The sequence below is a fragment of the Pelomonas parva genome, assembly GCF_043555835.1.
Lineage (GTDB): Bacteria > Pseudomonadota > Gammaproteobacteria > Burkholderiales > Burkholderiaceae_C > Pelomonas > Pelomonas parva.
Genome location: NZ_JBIGHV010000012.1, coordinates 40672 through 53875, shown reverse-complemented (window position 1 = coordinate 53875; position 13204 = coordinate 40672). Strand labels below are relative to the sequence as shown.

Annotated in this window: 16 protein-coding genes; 6 read left to right on the top strand and 10 right to left on the bottom strand. The window is 69.4% G+C overall.

Annotated elements, in window-relative coordinates; genetic code table 11:
- Positions 1 to 3: 3 nt before the first annotated feature.
- The gene (locus ACG00Y_RS25725; RefSeq protein ID WP_394483947.1) at positions 4 to 411 is read right to left on the bottom strand and encodes a cupin domain-containing protein; all 408 of its coding nucleotides are present in this window, start codon (positions 409 to 411) and stop codon (positions 4 to 6) included.
- 85 nt (positions 412 to 496) lie between these two features.
- Between ACG00Y_RS25725 and ACG00Y_RS25720 the strand changes: the two genes are divergently transcribed.
- The 4 genes from ACG00Y_RS25720 (at position 497) to ACG00Y_RS25705 (ending at position 2189) form a co-directional block, all read left to right on the top strand.
- Entirely contained in the window at positions 497 to 982 is a 486-nt protein-coding gene (locus ACG00Y_RS25720; protein ID WP_394483945.1) for an SRPBCC family protein, read from the top strand.
- Positions 982 to 1272, top strand: a complete 291-nt coding sequence (locus ACG00Y_RS25715) for a hypothetical protein (protein WP_394483943.1) — start codon at positions 982 to 984, stop codon at positions 1270 to 1272. The genes ACG00Y_RS25720 and ACG00Y_RS25715 overlap by 1 nt, the downstream gene beginning before the upstream one ends.
- 66 nt (positions 1273 to 1338) lie before the next feature.
- Positions 1339 to 1740 (top strand): GFA family protein, encoded by a 402-nt coding sequence (locus ACG00Y_RS25710; RefSeq protein WP_394483941.1) that lies wholly within the window; start codon positions 1339 to 1341, stop codon positions 1738 to 1740.
- A gap of 20 nt (positions 1741 to 1760) precedes the next feature.
- Entirely contained in the window at positions 1761 to 2189 is a 429-nt protein-coding gene (locus ACG00Y_RS25705) for a hypothetical protein (protein WP_394483939.1), read from the top strand.
- A 2-nt stretch (positions 2190 to 2191) separates the two neighbouring features.
- Here ACG00Y_RS25705 and dcd read toward each other — a convergent pair whose 3' ends face one another.
- Genes dcd through ACG00Y_RS25680 form a run of 5 tightly spaced genes read right to left on the bottom strand, consistent with a single transcriptional unit; the run spans position 2192 to position 7602 of the window.
- Positions 2192 to 2758, bottom strand: coding sequence for a dCTP deaminase (gene dcd, locus ACG00Y_RS25700; RefSeq protein WP_394483937.1), 567 nt, complete (start codon positions 2756 to 2758; stop codon positions 2192 to 2194).
- A 25-nt stretch (positions 2759 to 2783) separates the two neighbouring features.
- Positions 2784 to 4343, bottom strand: a complete 1560-nt coding sequence (locus tag ACG00Y_RS25695) for an ABC transporter substrate-binding protein (protein ID WP_394483935.1) — start codon at positions 4341 to 4343, stop codon at positions 2784 to 2786.
- The gene (locus ACG00Y_RS25690) at positions 4340 to 6352 is read right to left on the bottom strand and encodes an amidohydrolase family protein (protein ID WP_394483933.1); all 2013 of its coding nucleotides are present in this window, start codon (positions 6350 to 6352) and stop codon (positions 4340 to 4342) included. The genes ACG00Y_RS25695 and ACG00Y_RS25690 overlap by 4 nt, the downstream gene beginning before the upstream one ends.
- A 39-nt stretch (positions 6353 to 6391) precedes the next feature.
- A complete protein-coding gene (gene rnhA, locus ACG00Y_RS25685; RefSeq protein ID WP_394483931.1) occupies positions 6392 to 6865 on the bottom strand; it encodes a ribonuclease HI in 474 nt (157 codons plus the stop codon).
- Positions 6862 to 7602 carry a class I SAM-dependent methyltransferase gene (locus ACG00Y_RS25680; RefSeq protein WP_394483929.1) on the bottom strand — a complete coding sequence of 247 codons (741 nt, stop codon included), beginning with the start codon at positions 7600 to 7602 and terminating at the stop codon, positions 6862 to 6864. The genes rnhA and ACG00Y_RS25680 overlap by 4 nt, the downstream gene beginning before the upstream one ends.
- A gap of 13 nt (positions 7603 to 7615) precedes the next feature.
- On the opposite strand from ACG00Y_RS25680, the gene gloB reads away from it, so the two are divergent.
- Together gloB and ACG00Y_RS25670 are read left to right on the top strand one after the other, a co-directional pair.
- On the top strand, positions 7616 to 8401 hold the full coding sequence (gloB, locus tag ACG00Y_RS25675; RefSeq protein ID WP_394484217.1) for a hydroxyacylglutathione hydrolase: 786 nt from the start codon (positions 7616 to 7618) through the stop codon (positions 8399 to 8401).
- Positions 8398 to 10011, top strand: a complete 1614-nt coding sequence (locus tag ACG00Y_RS25670; RefSeq protein WP_394483927.1) for a transglycosylase SLT domain-containing protein — start codon at positions 8398 to 8400, stop codon at positions 10009 to 10011. The genes gloB and ACG00Y_RS25670 overlap by 4 nt, the downstream gene beginning before the upstream one ends.
- A 3-nt stretch (positions 10012 to 10014) precedes the next feature.
- Here ACG00Y_RS25670 and ACG00Y_RS25665 read toward each other — a convergent pair whose 3' ends face one another.
- The 4 genes from ACG00Y_RS25665 to dnaX are packed head-to-tail and all read right to left on the bottom strand — an operon-like array spanning position 10015 to position 13187.
- On the bottom strand, positions 10015 to 10416 hold the full coding sequence (locus ACG00Y_RS25665; protein ID WP_394483925.1) for an MAPEG family protein: 402 nt from the start codon (positions 10414 to 10416) through the stop codon (positions 10015 to 10017).
- 11 nt (positions 10417 to 10427) lie between these two features.
- A complete protein-coding gene (recR, locus tag ACG00Y_RS25660) occupies positions 10428 to 11018 on the bottom strand; it encodes a recombination mediator RecR (RefSeq protein WP_394484215.1) in 591 nt (196 codons plus the stop codon).
- Complete coding sequence (locus tag ACG00Y_RS25655; RefSeq protein WP_394483923.1) at positions 11006 to 11332, bottom strand: YbaB/EbfC family nucleoid-associated protein; 327 nt, start codon at positions 11330 to 11332, stop codon at positions 11006 to 11008. Before ACG00Y_RS25655 ends, recR begins: the two co-directional genes overlap by 13 nt.
- A gap of 10 nt (positions 11333 to 11342) precedes the next feature.
- A complete protein-coding gene (dnaX, locus tag ACG00Y_RS25650) occupies positions 11343 to 13187 on the bottom strand; it encodes a DNA polymerase III subunit gamma/tau (RefSeq protein ID WP_394483921.1) in 1845 nt (614 codons plus the stop codon).
- Positions 13188 to 13204: the final 17 nt, after the last annotated feature.

Sequence of the window (13204 nt, the reverse complement as noted above, 5' to 3'; positions counted from 1 at the left end):
GCCTCAAACCAGCAGTTGGTCCGCATGCGGCTCGGCGCCGCGCAGAAAAATGGTTGCGCCCGTCTCGGTGCTGATGCTGGCGTGCAGGCTGCCGGCGCGCGCGAGGTGGTAGCCGCCGGGGCCCACCTCCGTGCGGCTGCCGACCTTCAGCACGCCTTCCAGCACCACGCACTCCTCATCCACCGGGTGGCGGTGGGCCTCCAGCCGGGCACCGGGAGCGAAGCGCAGCAGGTAACTCAGCGTACCCTCGTGCTCATGCAGCACCTTGATCTGCAGACCGTCGCCGAACGGCTGCCAGCCGGACGCGCCGGGCGGCACGGTCAGGTGGCTGTCGTCGGTGTCGGCCACGCGCTCCAGCAGGCGCCGGCGGATGGCGCGGGCCTGGGCGGGGGTCGTGGAAGACGAGGGCATGAGGAGGTGTACGCAGCGTGAACAATTGTGGATGCAGCGTACTCGTTCGCATCCACCTAGCCCGGCCGAGGCGTATTCCTGTCACATGACCCAGACCGCCTATTTCGATCTCGTCAGCCACTGGCGCCTGGAAGCGCCGGTCTCCCACGTCTGGCGGGCCATCACCGAAACCCAGCACTGGCCGCGCTGGTGGCCGGGCGTGGTGGGGGTGCGCAAGCTGCGCAGTGGCGATGGCACGGGGCTGGGCGTCATCGAAGAAATCACCTTCCGCACCGGCCTGGGCTACCGGCTGCACCTGCAGCTGGAAGTGACCGAGGTGTTGAAGGAAGAACGCCTGCGCGCCAAGGCGGCCGGCACGCTGGCGGGGGAAGGCATCTGGCTGATGAAGCAGGCGGCACCCGAGGTGGGCGCGCATACCGACGTTACGTTCGTGTGGCGCGTCACGCTGCCGCCGGGCATCCTGCGCTGGACGGCACCGCTGCTGGGGCCGCTGTTCCGGTGGAATCACAAGCGGGTGATGCGGGCGGGCCGGATGGGGTTGATTCAGTATCTGGCGTTGATGGGTGGGTGATGGCGATGGCGATTTGGAGCGTCTGGACAAACGCGGATGACAGCCAGATCTCGCTGACGCCCGGCGAGGGGCCGCCACGGTTCGGTAACGGCACGAGCGATCCTGGCGCCACGACGCGGCTGTGGCTGATCGAGGCCGCAACCTACGAGGAGGCCGCAACGATCCACCACCTGCGCCTGGGCTGGGGCACCTACAAGCCGATGGGTGAAGCGGCCCCCTGCCTTCGCTGCGGCGCGCTGTTCTGGCCTGAAGGCAGCGGCGTGTGCCAGTGCGACGACGCTGCCGCCTGACCGGGACGGACCGGTTGGTGGCATGCTGCGCGGCGCCGCATCACCTCAACTGCTGGAGCCGCCCCCATGAAGATCAACGGAGCCTGCCACTGCGGCGCCATCGCGTTCGAGGCCGAGATCGACCCGTCGCGCGTCGTGGTCTGCCACTGCACGGACTGCCAGGTGATGTCTGGCGCGCCGATGCGGGCCATAGTGCCGGCTCCCGTCGGGCAGTTCTCGTTGCTGCGCGGTGAGCCGAAGAGCTACATCAAGGTCGCACAGAGCGGCAACCGGCGGGCCCAGGTGTTCTGCGCAGACTGCGGAACTGCGCTATGGGGTACGGCGCCCGAAAACCCGGTGGCCATGATGATCCGACTGGGTTGCATTGCGCAGCGTGACCAGCTGAAACCGGGCTTCCAGCTCTGGCAGCACTCCGAGCAGCCGTGGGCGGGTGAACTGGGTGACGTGCCTGGATCGCCTCAGCAGTAGACGGCGCCACGAGTCATCACATGAACCGCCTTCTTCTTGCCTGTCTGATCGCGCCGCTGGGCCAGGTCGCCGAGGCCGCGCCCATGCCCCGGCTCGACAAGGCCGCGCCGACACTGTGTCCGGCGACCGACAACGGCACCTGGAACCCATCGGCCGCTCAGGTGGCCGCGCTGGAAAAGTCGCTACCGGCCTTCTTCGCCGCCTCGAAGGCAGCCTCAGATCAGCTGCCGGATTCCCGGCATGTCTACCGCTGGCAATACTCGGGCTATTCCTACCGCGGCCAGCGCCGCATCTTCGCCAGCTTCTATCCCGCCGCCGATCCATTGACGGCAGCGATCAAGCCCGGCACCTGCATGAGCTTCAGCGACGGCGGCAATGCGTTCTGGCACCTGGAATTCGACCCACGCTCCGGCAAGGTCGTCAGACTCCAGGTGAACGGCGTCGCCTGAACTCAGGTCTTCGGCAACGTCACCCCCACCTGCCCCTGGTATTTCCCGCCCCGGTCCTTGTAGCTGGTCTCGCAGACCTCGTCGCTCTCGAAGAACAGCACCTGCGCGCAGCCTTCGCCCGCGTAGATCTTGGCCGGCAGCGGCGTGGTGTTGCTGAACTCCAGCGTCACATAGCCTTCCCACTCGGGCTCGAACGGCGTCACGTTGACGATGATGCCGCAGCGGGCGTAGGTGCTCTTGCCCAGGCAGATCGTCAGCACGTTGCGCGGGATGCGGAAGTACTCCATCGTGCGCGCCAGCGCAAAGCTGTTGGGCGGGATGATGCAGACGTCCTTGTTGATGTCGACGAAGCTGTTCTCGTCGAAGTTCTTCGGGTCCACCACCGTCGAGTGAATGTTGGTGAAGACCTTGAACTCGGGCGCGCAGCGGATGTCGTAACCATAGCTGCTGGTGCCGTAGCTGACGATCCGGCGGCCGTCCTGCTCGCGCACCTGGCCGGGCTCGAAGGGCTCGATCATGCCGTGCTGCTCGCACATGCGGCGGATCCATTTGTCGCTCTTGATGCTCATCTTTGAAGTCCTCTTCTTGCGGGGTCTATCGGGGCAGAACCCCGTCGAAATACGTGCTGCCGTCCAGCTCCATGACGAAACCCTTGACCGCCGCCCGCATCGGCACGGCCAGGCGGCCGTAGGCGATGGGGGTCCAGGGGAGCTGCGCCATCGCCAGGCGCTGGGCCTGGGCGTAGAGAGGCTTGCGCTCCTCGCGCGGCAGCACTTGGCGGGCCTCGGCCAGCAGCTTGTCGTAGGCCGGGTTGCACCAGAAGCTGCCACTGGCCGCGCCGCAAGCGAGCTGGCCTGCGGTGCCGGCCGGCTCGGGGTCGCCGTTCCAGCCACCGAGCGCAGCGTCATGGTCGCCGGCGTCGATGCGGCGCAGGTACTCGCCCCATTCATAGGTGACGATGCGCGCCGTCACGCCGACCTTGGCCCAGTCGGCCTGGATCATCTGCGCCATGCGCTGGCCGTTGGGGTTGTAGGCCCGCACGACCGGCATGGCCCACAGCGTGATGTTCAGCGGCAGCACGCCGGCCTTCTGCAGCAGCGCCTTGGCCTTGGCGGGGTCGTGCGGCGCGGGCTTCAGCGTCGCGTCATGCGCCCAGCTGGCGGCCGGGATGGGGCTGGTGGCCAGCGTGCCGGCCTCGCCGTAGACGGCACGAACGATGGAAGCCTTGTCGATGGCCATGTCCAGCGCCTGGCGCACTTCCGGCTTCGCGAGCGCCGGGCGCTTCGTGTTGTACGCCAGGACGCCCACGTTCAGACCAGGCGCCGTGGCGATCTTGATGGCGCGGTCTTTCTGCAGCTCGGCCAGCTCCGCTGGACCCACGGGCGCGGCGATGTCGCACTCGTTGCGCTTGAGGCGCTGCGCGCGCACGGTCGCATCGGGCGTGATCGCGAAGACCAGCTGGTCGGCGCGCGACACCTCGGCCTGGCGCCACCAGCCTGGGTGCTTGACGTAGCGGATGACGCTGTCCTGGCGAAAGCTCTTGAGCTGAAAGGGCCCGGTGCCGACGGGCATCTGCGCGATGCGCTGCGGCGTGCCGGCGCGCAGCAGCTGGGCGCCCTGCTCGGCCGACTGCTGGCTGGCGAAGGGCTGTGTCAGCGTGGACAGGAAGGACGCATCGCGCTCGGCCAGCGTGATGCGCACCTGGTGCGGGCCCAGCTTCTCGACCTTGCGGACCAGCTTCTCCCAGCCGAAGGAGACGACATACGGCGACACGCCGGGGAAGGCCTTGGCAAAGGCGCTGTCCCGGCTGAGCAGCCGGCCGAAGCTGAAGAGCACGTCGTCGGCATTGAACTCGCGCGTGGGCTTGAACTCGTCGCTGGCATGCCAGGCCACGCCGCGGCGCAGCTCGAAGGTGTAGGCCAGGCCGTCGGGGCTGACGGCCCAGCTGCTGGCCAGGCCGGGAATCAGCTCGTCGGTGCCGCGCCGGGTCTCGACGAGGGTGCCGAAGAGGGGCAGGTGCGAGATGTGGTCGATGCCGCTGTCGGTCATCAACGGGTCGAAGGTCTTGGTGTTGCCGGCGGCGCAGAAGCGCAGCGTGGTGTTGGCGCCGGCGAGCAGCGGCACGGTGAGCAGCAGGGCGGCAATGCGCTTCACTTGATGATCTCGGCGGCTGGGACGAAGGGCAGCACCCCCATCGCTTGGTAAAGCGCAGCGGGGGACAAGGCCTTGTCCCCCTGGATGACCAGCGCCACCCGCCGGATGGCGCGGATGTCGGCCACCGGGTCGCCGTCGACCAGCATCAGGTCGGCCCGTTTGCCGCGCTCGATGCTGCCGATCTCGTTCAGCCGGTCGCTGTACTTCGCGCCGTTCCAGGTGGCTATCTTGAGCGCCTGCGCGGCCGGGATGCCGGCTTGTACATACAACTCCAGCTCGCGCTGCAGCGCAAAGCCCGCGGTCGCGTCGGTGCCCGCCACCAGCGGGATGCCGGCCGCGTGCATGCGGTGCAGCAGGTTCATCATGACCTTCCAGCTCGCACTCCAGCGCCTGGCCTTGGTGTCGTCCATGTCGACCTCGGCCGACAGCAGGCCGCGCTGCATGACGGCCGGCAGGTTGGCCGACACCATCGCATAGCTGGGGTTGGGCTGGCCCTGGCGCTGCGTGTACTGGGCCTCGAAGGCGGCCATCGTCGCGTCGACGACGGTGCCCTTCTTCTTCAGCAGCGCGATGAAGTTCTGCGTGCGGCGGTCGTTGAGCTTGAGGTCGGCCGCCTTGTCGCCGACGAGGTTGAAGCGCAGCAGCGTGCGCGTGTCGTCGGTCTTGCTGACGAGGAAGTTCAGCGTTACCTGGTTGATGTGGTGCAGCTCGTCGAAGCCCGCCTCGACCGCCTGGCTGGCCGTCATGAAGGCCGGCACATGGCCGCCGGTGCGCAAGCCCAGCGACCGCGCATGCGCCACCATGGGCTTGACCCACTCGGGCTTGATGGAGTTGTAGAGCTTGAGCTGACGGTAGCCGTGGGCGGCATACCAGTCGATGGCGGCCAGCGCATCGGGCAGGTTGTCGGGCACGAAGTCGGCCTGCGACGAGAACGGGCTCTTGCCCTCGATGAAACCGTTGGCCGAGATGCGCGGCCCCAGCACGTCGCCGCGCTCGATGCGGCCGCGCAGTTCGGCGATGTCGGCCTTGCTGTTGCCGACATCGCGCACCGCCGTCACGCCGGCCGCCAGATGCAGCAACAACTCGGGCGGCGTGAGATGGACGTGCATGTCGACGAGGCCCGGCAGCAGCGTGCGGCCCTTGCCGCTGATGCGCTGGGCCGGCGCGGCATTGCGCAAGCTGCCGGGCTTGGCGATCGCTGAGATGCGGCCGTCGAGCAGATAGACGTCTGACGGCCCGCGCAGCACGGCCGCCTGGGCATCGAACCAGCGCACGCCTTCGATGACCGTCAGGCCCGGCAGCGGCTGCGGCAGCTCGCGGGCCAGGCGCTGAAGCTGGGCCAGCTCAGCGGTCTTCTGCGCATCTGACAGGCGGTCCACCTCGGCCTCGAAGCCCTGCAGCACGGTGCCGCCCCAGCCCGGATAGACCTGGGCGAACAGCGCCCGGTTGTCCTCGCGCAGCCACACATAGCTGGGCGACAGCTCCAGGCCGGTGACGGCGTACAGGCCGATCTCGAACGGCTGGCCGGCCAGGCTCAGGCGCTGCACGCGCTCGATGGACAGCCGCCCCACCGGCAAGGCCTCGGTGCGCGGGGTCTTGGCCGCGAGCAGGCTCTGCGCCAGCCGCGCCGCCAGAGCCGGCGTGGCCTGCAGCGGCAGGTAGACGGCCTCACGGGCCGCACCGGCCTGCTCGCCGCGGTCCACCGACGAGCGCCAGACGGCCTTGCCATCGGCCTGGCGCTCGAAGCTTTCATCGATGCGCGCGCCGTAGGTGGCCACGCCCTCGGTGCGGTAGCTCAGCCAGGCGCCGTCGGCGGCGAAGGTCGCCACCTCCTTCTGGTCGGGGCCGCGACCGTTGTTGCGGTAGCTGTAGTCCGTCTCCAGCCGCTCGGCGCTCGCATTCACCCCCAGGTGGCCGCAGGCCGTCTTCACGCAGACGACCGTGTACGTCTGGGCCTGCGCAGCGCCGGTCAGCAGCAGCGCGGCGAGCAAGGTGGGCAACAGCTTCATGGGCGATCCCCGGGGACGTTTAGGTGGAACGCACTGTACTTAGCGTGGCACGCCCTTGTTCGCCAGCATGTCGGCGCGCTCGTTGCCCGGGTCGCCGGCATGGCCCTTGACCCAGCGCCACTCCACCTTGTGCAGCTTGCGCAGCGCGTCCAGCCGCTGCCACAGGTCGGCGTTCTTCACCGGCTTGCCGTCGGCCGTCTTCCAGCCCCGGCGCTGCCAGTTGATGATCCATTCGGTGATGCCCTTGCGCACGTACTCGCTGTCCAGGTAGACGACCACATCGCAGCTGCGCTTCAGCGAGGCCAGCGCCTCGATGGGCGCCATCAGCTCCATGCGGTTGTTGGTGGTTTCGCGCTCGCCGCCGAACAGTTCCTTGTCGTGGCCGGCGCTGTGCAGCCAGGCGCCCCAGCCGCCGGGGCCTGGGTTGCCCTTGCAGGCGCCGTCGGTGTAGACCGTGACCTGAGGGCGCTTGATGGCCAGTGCGGGTTGAGCCGGTTGAGTGGTTTCCGTCATTCTTTTTTGTGATGGTTGTTCAAAGCGACCGCGGCTGCCTTTTTGGCCGCCGCGCGCTGGTTCCTGGCCAGGCCGATCATGCGCATGCCGTGCACGCGCTTGACCGCCTGGATGAAATACACCGCGCCCAGCACCGGCCACCAGCGCGAGCCCACGCGCTCCGTCCACTGCCAGCGCTGCAGCCAGACGTCGCTGCGCAGCGGCGGCCGGTAGACGCCGAAGCGCGCCGCCTCGACATCGAAGCTCAGCAGCTTGAGCCAGTCGCGCAGCCGCCAGTAGCCGATGAATTCGCCATCCGGCCCGACATCGGGCAGGTACGGCTGGCCGCCCCGCCGCAGCCGGCCCAGGTTCTGGCGCAGGCCCCACAAGCTGGCCGGGTTCAGGCCGAAGACGATGAGCCGCCCCTCGGGCCGCAGCACGCGCTCCACCTCGCGCAGCAGCGCATGGGCGTCGACGGCCAGTTCCAGCGCATGAGGCAGCAGCACGAGGTCCAGGCTGGCGCTGTCGAAGGGCAGGGCCTCGAAATCGCACTGCAAGTCGCGGCCGGCCAGCCAGCGGTGCGGCATGCGGTTGGCCTGCAGGCCGTCCAGCTCGGGCATGCCCAGCTGCAGCGCATGGAAGCCGAACAGGTCGGCCACCACGGCATCGACCTGGGCCTGCTCCCAGGCCAGCAGGGTGCGGCCGGGCGGGGACTGCAGCCAGGCTGCCAAATCTATACTCGGCGCTTTATCTGTCATGGGTTCTGCGCCTTTGACGCTCACGCCTCTACCCGCTTTCGACGACAACTACCTCTGGCTGCTGGACAACGGCCGCGAGGCCGTGGTCGTCGACCCCGGCGATGCCGCACCGGTGGCTGCGGCGCTTGACGCCCGTGGCCTGACGCTGGCCGGCATTCTATTGACCCACCATCACGCCGATCATGTCGGCGGCGTCGACGCGCTGCGACCGCGCCTGGCGGGCCCCGTCTACGCGCCTGCCAACGAGAAGATGCCCGAGCCGGTGACCCGCGTGCATGGCGGAGACACGGTCGAACTGCTGGGCCTGCGCTTCGCCGTCATGGACGTGCCGGGTCACACGGCGGGCCACATTGCTTACTTCGTATCTGAGGTGACCGGTGGCGACCCGCTGCTGTTCTGCGGCGACACCTTGTTCAGCGCCGGCTGCGGTCGCCTGTTCGAAGGCACGCCGGCGCAGATGCACGCCTCGCTGCAGTCGCTGGCGGCGCTGCCGGCCGAGACGCGGGTCTGCTGCGCCCACGAATACACGCTGTCCAACCTGCGCTTCGCGCGTGAGGTGGACCCCGCCAACGCGGCGCTGGCCGCCTACACCGCCTGGTGCGAGGCCGAACGCGCGGCCGGCCGGCCGACGCTGCCCGGCCGCGTCGGCACCGAGCGGCAGGTCAACCCCTTCCTGCGCTGCGCCGAACCCGCGCTGCGCGAGGCCGCCCGCCGCCACGCCCCCCTGCAACTGTCGACCGCGCCCAGCCCGGTCGACGTCTTCGCGACCTTGCGCGAATGGAAGAACGGATTCCGATGACCCTGATCCACCGACTCACTCCGGTCGCGCTGGCGCTGCTGCTCGCCGCCTGCGCCACCACCACCGCCCCGCCGCCTGCCGAAGCCCCGGCGCCGGCCGCCCTCCCCGCCCCCACCCCTTCTATTGAAGCCGCCCCGGCGCCCGAAGCCGCCGCACCCGCACCCGTGCGCGCCATGGCCGCCGAGCTGCTGGAAGACAACCTGCGCCCCGGCCAGAAGATCGACCTGGACGCACCCGACGCCAGCACCGACCTGTGGGCGCGCGTGCGCCAGGGCTTCCAGCTGGAGGACCTGGACGACGACTGGGTGCGCAAGGCCGAGGCCTGGTACAGCGCCCGGCCCGACTACGTCGAGCGCATGACGACGCGCGGCAGCCGCTACCTGTTCCACATCGTCGACGAGGTCGAGAAGCGCGGCATGCCCACCGAGCTGGCCCTGCTGCCCTTCATCGAGAGCGCCTTCGTCACGCATGCCGTGTCCAGCGCCAAGGCCACCGGCATGTGGCAGTTCATGCCCGCCACGGGCCGCGACTTCGACCTGAAGCAGAACATCTTCCGCGACGACCGCCGCGACGTGCTGGCCTCCACCCGCGCCGCGCTCGACTACCTCGGCCGCCTGCACAAGATGTTTGGCGACTGGCATCTCGCGCTGGCCGCCTACAACTGGGGACAGGGCAATGTGCAGAAGGCCATCGCGCGCAACCAGCGCCTGGGCAAGCCTACCGATTACGCCAGCCTGAAGCTGCCCAACGAGACGCGCTACTACGTGCCCAAGCTGCAGGCCGTGAAGAACATCGTCCTGCACCCCGACCGCTATGCGCTGACGCTGCCGGCGGTGGCCAACCACCCGTATTTCCTGAGCGTGAAGATCGAGCGCGACATCGACGTGGCACTCGCCGCCCAACTGGCCGGCCTGACGCTGGAGACCTTCCAGCAGTTCAACCCGCAGATGAACAAGCCGGTCATCCTGGCCGCAGCCACCGAGCAGGTGCTGCTGCCCTATGACCAGGCCGGCGACTTCGCCGAGAACCTGGCGCGGCACACCGGCCCGCTGGCCACCTGGACCGCCTGGGTCGTGCCCAAGACCATGAGCCCGTCGGAAGCCGCCAAGCGCACCGGCATGGCCGAGTCGGCGCTGCGCGAGATCAACCGCATCCCGCCCCGGATGGTCGTCAAGGCCGGCTCCACGCTGCTGGTGCCGCGCGCGGCGCACATGCAGGATGACGTGTCCGAGCGCCTGGCCGACACCGCCAGCCTGAGCCTCGCGCATGACGCGCCGCCGCTGCGCCGCGTCAGCATCAAGGCCGGCAAGGGCGACACGGTCGCGGCCATCGCGGCGCGCTACAAGGTGCGCGCCGAGCAGGTCGCACAGTGGAACAAGGTCGGCGCCAAGGCCCGTTTCAAGCCCGGCCAGGCGGTGGTGGTCTACACGGCGTACAAGCCATCGGTGAAATCGGCCAAGGCCACGAAGGCTGCCGGCACCAAGGTGGCGTCGGTCAAGAAGAGTGGCAAGAAGACGGCACGCGCCGCCAAGCCGGCCGCACCGCGCAACGTCGCCAAGGACCGTGGCGGCAAGGGCCGCAGCAACGTCGTCGCGGCGGCGGCGCCGTAGCGCTCAGCGCACGAAGAACAGCGCTGCGCTGGCGCCCAGCCCGGCGACCCAGAGAAGCGAGCGCAACGAGGCCTGGTCGGCGACGTAAAGGCCGATGTAGCCCAGGCGCGCCGCGATGAAGCCCAGCGCCAGCGCATCGACCGTGCCCTGGGCCGCCTGGTGCTGGTGGGCGACGAACAGGCCGGCGATGAAGACGGGCAGCGCCTCCCAGCTGTTGGCCTGCGCCGCATTGGCGCGCGCCTGCCAGCCGTCCAGCTTGGCCAGCCATTCGCGGGGATGGTTGTTGTCGAAGCCGCCATCACGCCGCCGCTTGCCGAAGCCCTTGGACTTGGCCAGCGAGGCGCAGACCACAGGCAGCGCGCAAGCCACGAGAAGGCAGAGTTGGCTGATCGTCAATTGCGTCATCGGGCTGTCCTTCAGCGTCGGTCGGTCAAGGCATGGGCGATGGTGCCCAGGTCCACGTACTCAAGCTCACTGCCCACTGGCACGCCGCGCGCAAGACGCGTGGACTTGATGCCGCGCGCCTTCAGCGCCTCGGCCAGCACATGCGCCGTGGCCTCGCCCTCGGCGGTGAAGCTGGTGGCGAGGATGACTTCCTCCACGCTCTCTTCCGCAGCGCGCGCCAGCAGCTCCGCCGCGCCGATCTGGCGCGTGCCGATGCCGTCCAGCGGCGACAGCCGGCCCAGCAGCACGAAGTAGTAGCCACGATAGGACGCGGTGCGCTCCAGCGCGGCCTGGTCGGCCGGCGTCTCGACGACGCACAGCAGCCGCGCGTCGCGCTCCACATCTGCGCAGACGCCGCAGATCGGCGCCTCGCTGAAGGTGTGGCAGCGCTCGCAATGCTTGATGTTCTCGCCGGCCGCCGTCAGCGCGTCGGCCAGGCGCGGCATGGCCAGCCGGTCGTGCTGCAGCAGGTGGTAGGCCATGCGCTGGGCCGACTTCTGGCCCACGCCGGGCAGGCGCTTGAGCGCCTCGATCAGCGCATCCAGCGAGTTCAAAACGGGAATTTCATCCCCGGAGGCATGGGCATGCCCTGCGTCAGCTTGCCCATCTTCTCGCTGCTCGTCGCCTCGGCGCGGCGGGCCGCGTCGTTGAAGGCGGCGGCGACGAGGTCCTCCAGCATGTCCTTGTCGTCGGCCAGCAGACTGGGGTCGATGGTGACGCGGCGGACTTCGTTCTTGCAGGTCATGACGACCTTGACGAGGCCGGCGCCGCTCTGGCCCTCGACCTCGATGGTGGCGAGTTCGTCCTGCGCCTTCTTCAGGTTGTCCTGCATCGCCTGGGCTTGCTTCATCAAGCCGGCGAGTTGGCCTTTCATCATGGTGTGTTCCTTAGGGGTTGATCAGGGGTTGGACCGAGCCGGGCAGGATGCGGGCCGAGGGGAACTGGGCCAGCAAGGTGCGCGTCATCGGGTGCTGCACGGCAAGGTCTTCGGCCGCACGCTGCTGGCCCTCGGCGCGGGCGACGGTGCGCAACGCGATGGAGTCTTCGGCCACGCCGGCCTCGATATCGAGCCGGGCGTCGAGTGCCGCTTCGAGCTTGGCGACAAGGGTGGGCTGGCGCAGCGACTCGCGCTCGACGCGCAGCGTCCAGACCTCGCGGCCATCGACCGTCGCGCAACCCAGCGCCTGGGCCTGGCGGGCCAGCTCCCCGGTCATGCCGGGCAGGTTGAGCGCGGCGATGCGCTCGGCCCAGAGGGCGCCTTCGGGCGTCTCGCGCAGCTCGGCGCGGCGCGGCGCGTCGGGTTCGCGTGCTGCGGGCGCTGCAGCCGCGGGCGCGTCGTCCGCGTCCATCCACGGCGGCGGTGCGTCGTCAGGAGGCGGGCCGTCCATCGCCATGTCGTCGTCGGCCTGCCCCCCTTGTTCGACGGGCTTGGGGCGCAGGCGGTCGCTGAGCTTGGGCACGGCCGGCTCGGCCGCAGTGGGCACAGGGGCAGCGGGCGCCGGCGAATAGGACTTGACGGCAACCGGCACCGGCACCGGAGGTGCCATCTTCGGCAGCGGCACGGCGACGACGGCCTTGGCCACCGTCTGCGGCCGCACCAGCGCCGCCGCCTTCACCGGCTTTGCCACCGTGCCCGCCGGGCGAAACGCCAGCATGCGCAGCAGCACCATCAGCAGGCCGGCGTATTCGTCCGGCGCCAGGTGCAGCTCGGCGCGGCCGTGCAGGGCCATGCTGTACATCAGCTGGATCTCGTCGGCCGGCAGCGCAGCGGCCAGGCGGCGGATCTCGGCGGTCTCGTTGTCGGCATCGTCCAGCGCCGTGGGCGCGGCCTGCGCCAGCGCCATCTGCTGGAACAGCGTGGCCAGGTCTTCCAGCGTGCCGGCAGCGGACAGGCCCACGCCACGCAACGCATCGGCCTGGGCGACCACCGCCTCGCCGCTCGCCGCCGCCAGCGCATCGACGATGGCCACGACATGGCCGCGGTCCACGCTGCCCAGCATCTGGCGCACGCCGGCTTCGGTCAGCGAACCGGCACCGAAGGCGATGGCCTGGTCGGTCAGCGACAGCCCATCACGCATGGAGCCCCGCGCCGCCCGCGCCAGCAGCCGCAGCGCGCCCGGCTCGGCCGGCACGCTCTCCGCGCCCAGCACATTGCCCAGGTGCATCTGCACGTCCGCCGCTGCCATCGGCCGCAGGTTGAACTGCAGGCAGCGCGACAGCACGGTGACCGGCACCTTCTGCGGGTCGGTCGTGGCGAGCACGAACTTCAGGTAGTCGGGCGGCTCCTCCAGCGTCTTCAGCATCGCGTTGAACGCGGTGTTCGACAGCATGTGCACTTCGTCGATCATGTAGACCTTGAAGCGCCCGACCACCGGCTTGTAGACGGCCTGGTCCAGCAGCTGCGAGATCTCTTCGACACCGCGGTTGGAGGCCGCGTCCAGCTCCACGTAGTCGACGAAGCGGCCCGAGTCGATGTCGCGGCAGGCGTGGCAGACGCCGCAGGGCTGGGCCGTGATGCCGCCCGTGCCGTCGGCGCCGACGCAATTGAGGCTCTTGGCCAGGATGCGCGACACCGTCGTCTTGCCGACGCCGCGCGTGCCGGTGAACAGGTAGGCGTGATGCAGGCGGCCTTGCGTCAACGCATTGGCGAGCGCCTGCACGACGTGCTCCTGGCCGACGAGTTGCTCGAAACTCTGCGGGCGGTATTTGCGGGCCAGGACCTGATAACTCATGGCGGCAATTCTATGGG

What these genes read in the sequence shown, in the direction of transcription:
- ACG00Y_RS25725 (WP_394483947.1), bottom strand. Translation starts at nt 411, where the DNA reads ATGCCCTCGTCTTCCACGACCCCCGCCCAGGCCCGCGCCATCCGCCGG.
- ACG00Y_RS25720 (WP_394483945.1), top strand. Translation starts at nt 497, where the DNA reads ATGACCCAGACCGCCTATTTCGATCTCGTCAGCCACTGGCGCCTGGAA.
- ACG00Y_RS25715 (WP_394483943.1), top strand. Translation starts at nt 982, where the DNA reads ATGGCGATGGCGATTTGGAGCGTCTGGACAAACGCGGATGACAGCCAG.
- ACG00Y_RS25710 (WP_394483941.1), top strand. Translation starts at nt 1,339, where the DNA reads ATGAAGATCAACGGAGCCTGCCACTGCGGCGCCATCGCGTTCGAGGCC.
- ACG00Y_RS25705 (WP_394483939.1), top strand. Translation starts at nt 1,761, where the DNA reads ATGAACCGCCTTCTTCTTGCCTGTCTGATCGCGCCGCTGGGCCAGGTC.
- dcd (WP_394483937.1), bottom strand. Translation starts at nt 2,758, where the DNA reads ATGAGCATCAAGAGCGACAAATGGATCCGCCGCATGTGCGAGCAGCAC.
- ACG00Y_RS25690 (WP_394483933.1), bottom strand. Translation starts at nt 6,352, where the DNA reads ATGAAGCTGTTGCCCACCTTGCTCGCCGCGCTGCTGCTGACCGGCGCT.
- rnhA (WP_394483931.1), bottom strand. Translation starts at nt 6,865, where the DNA reads ATGACGGAAACCACTCAACCGGCTCAACCCGCACTGGCCATCAAGCGC.
- ACG00Y_RS25680 (WP_394483929.1), bottom strand. Translation starts at nt 7,602, where the DNA reads ATGACAGATAAAGCGCCGAGTATAGATTTGGCAGCCTGGCTGCAGTCC.
- ACG00Y_RS25670 (WP_394483927.1), top strand. Translation starts at nt 8,398, where the DNA reads ATGACCCTGATCCACCGACTCACTCCGGTCGCGCTGGCGCTGCTGCTC.
- ACG00Y_RS25665 (WP_394483925.1), bottom strand. Translation starts at nt 10,416, where the DNA reads ATGACGCAATTGACGATCAGCCAACTCTGCCTTCTCGTGGCTTGCGCG.
- ACG00Y_RS25655 (WP_394483923.1), bottom strand. Translation starts at nt 11,332, where the DNA reads ATGATGAAAGGCCAACTCGCCGGCTTGATGAAGCAAGCCCAGGCGATG.
- dnaX (WP_394483921.1), bottom strand. Translation starts at nt 13,187, where the DNA reads ATGAGTTATCAGGTCCTGGCCCGCAAATACCGCCCGCAGAGTTTCGAG.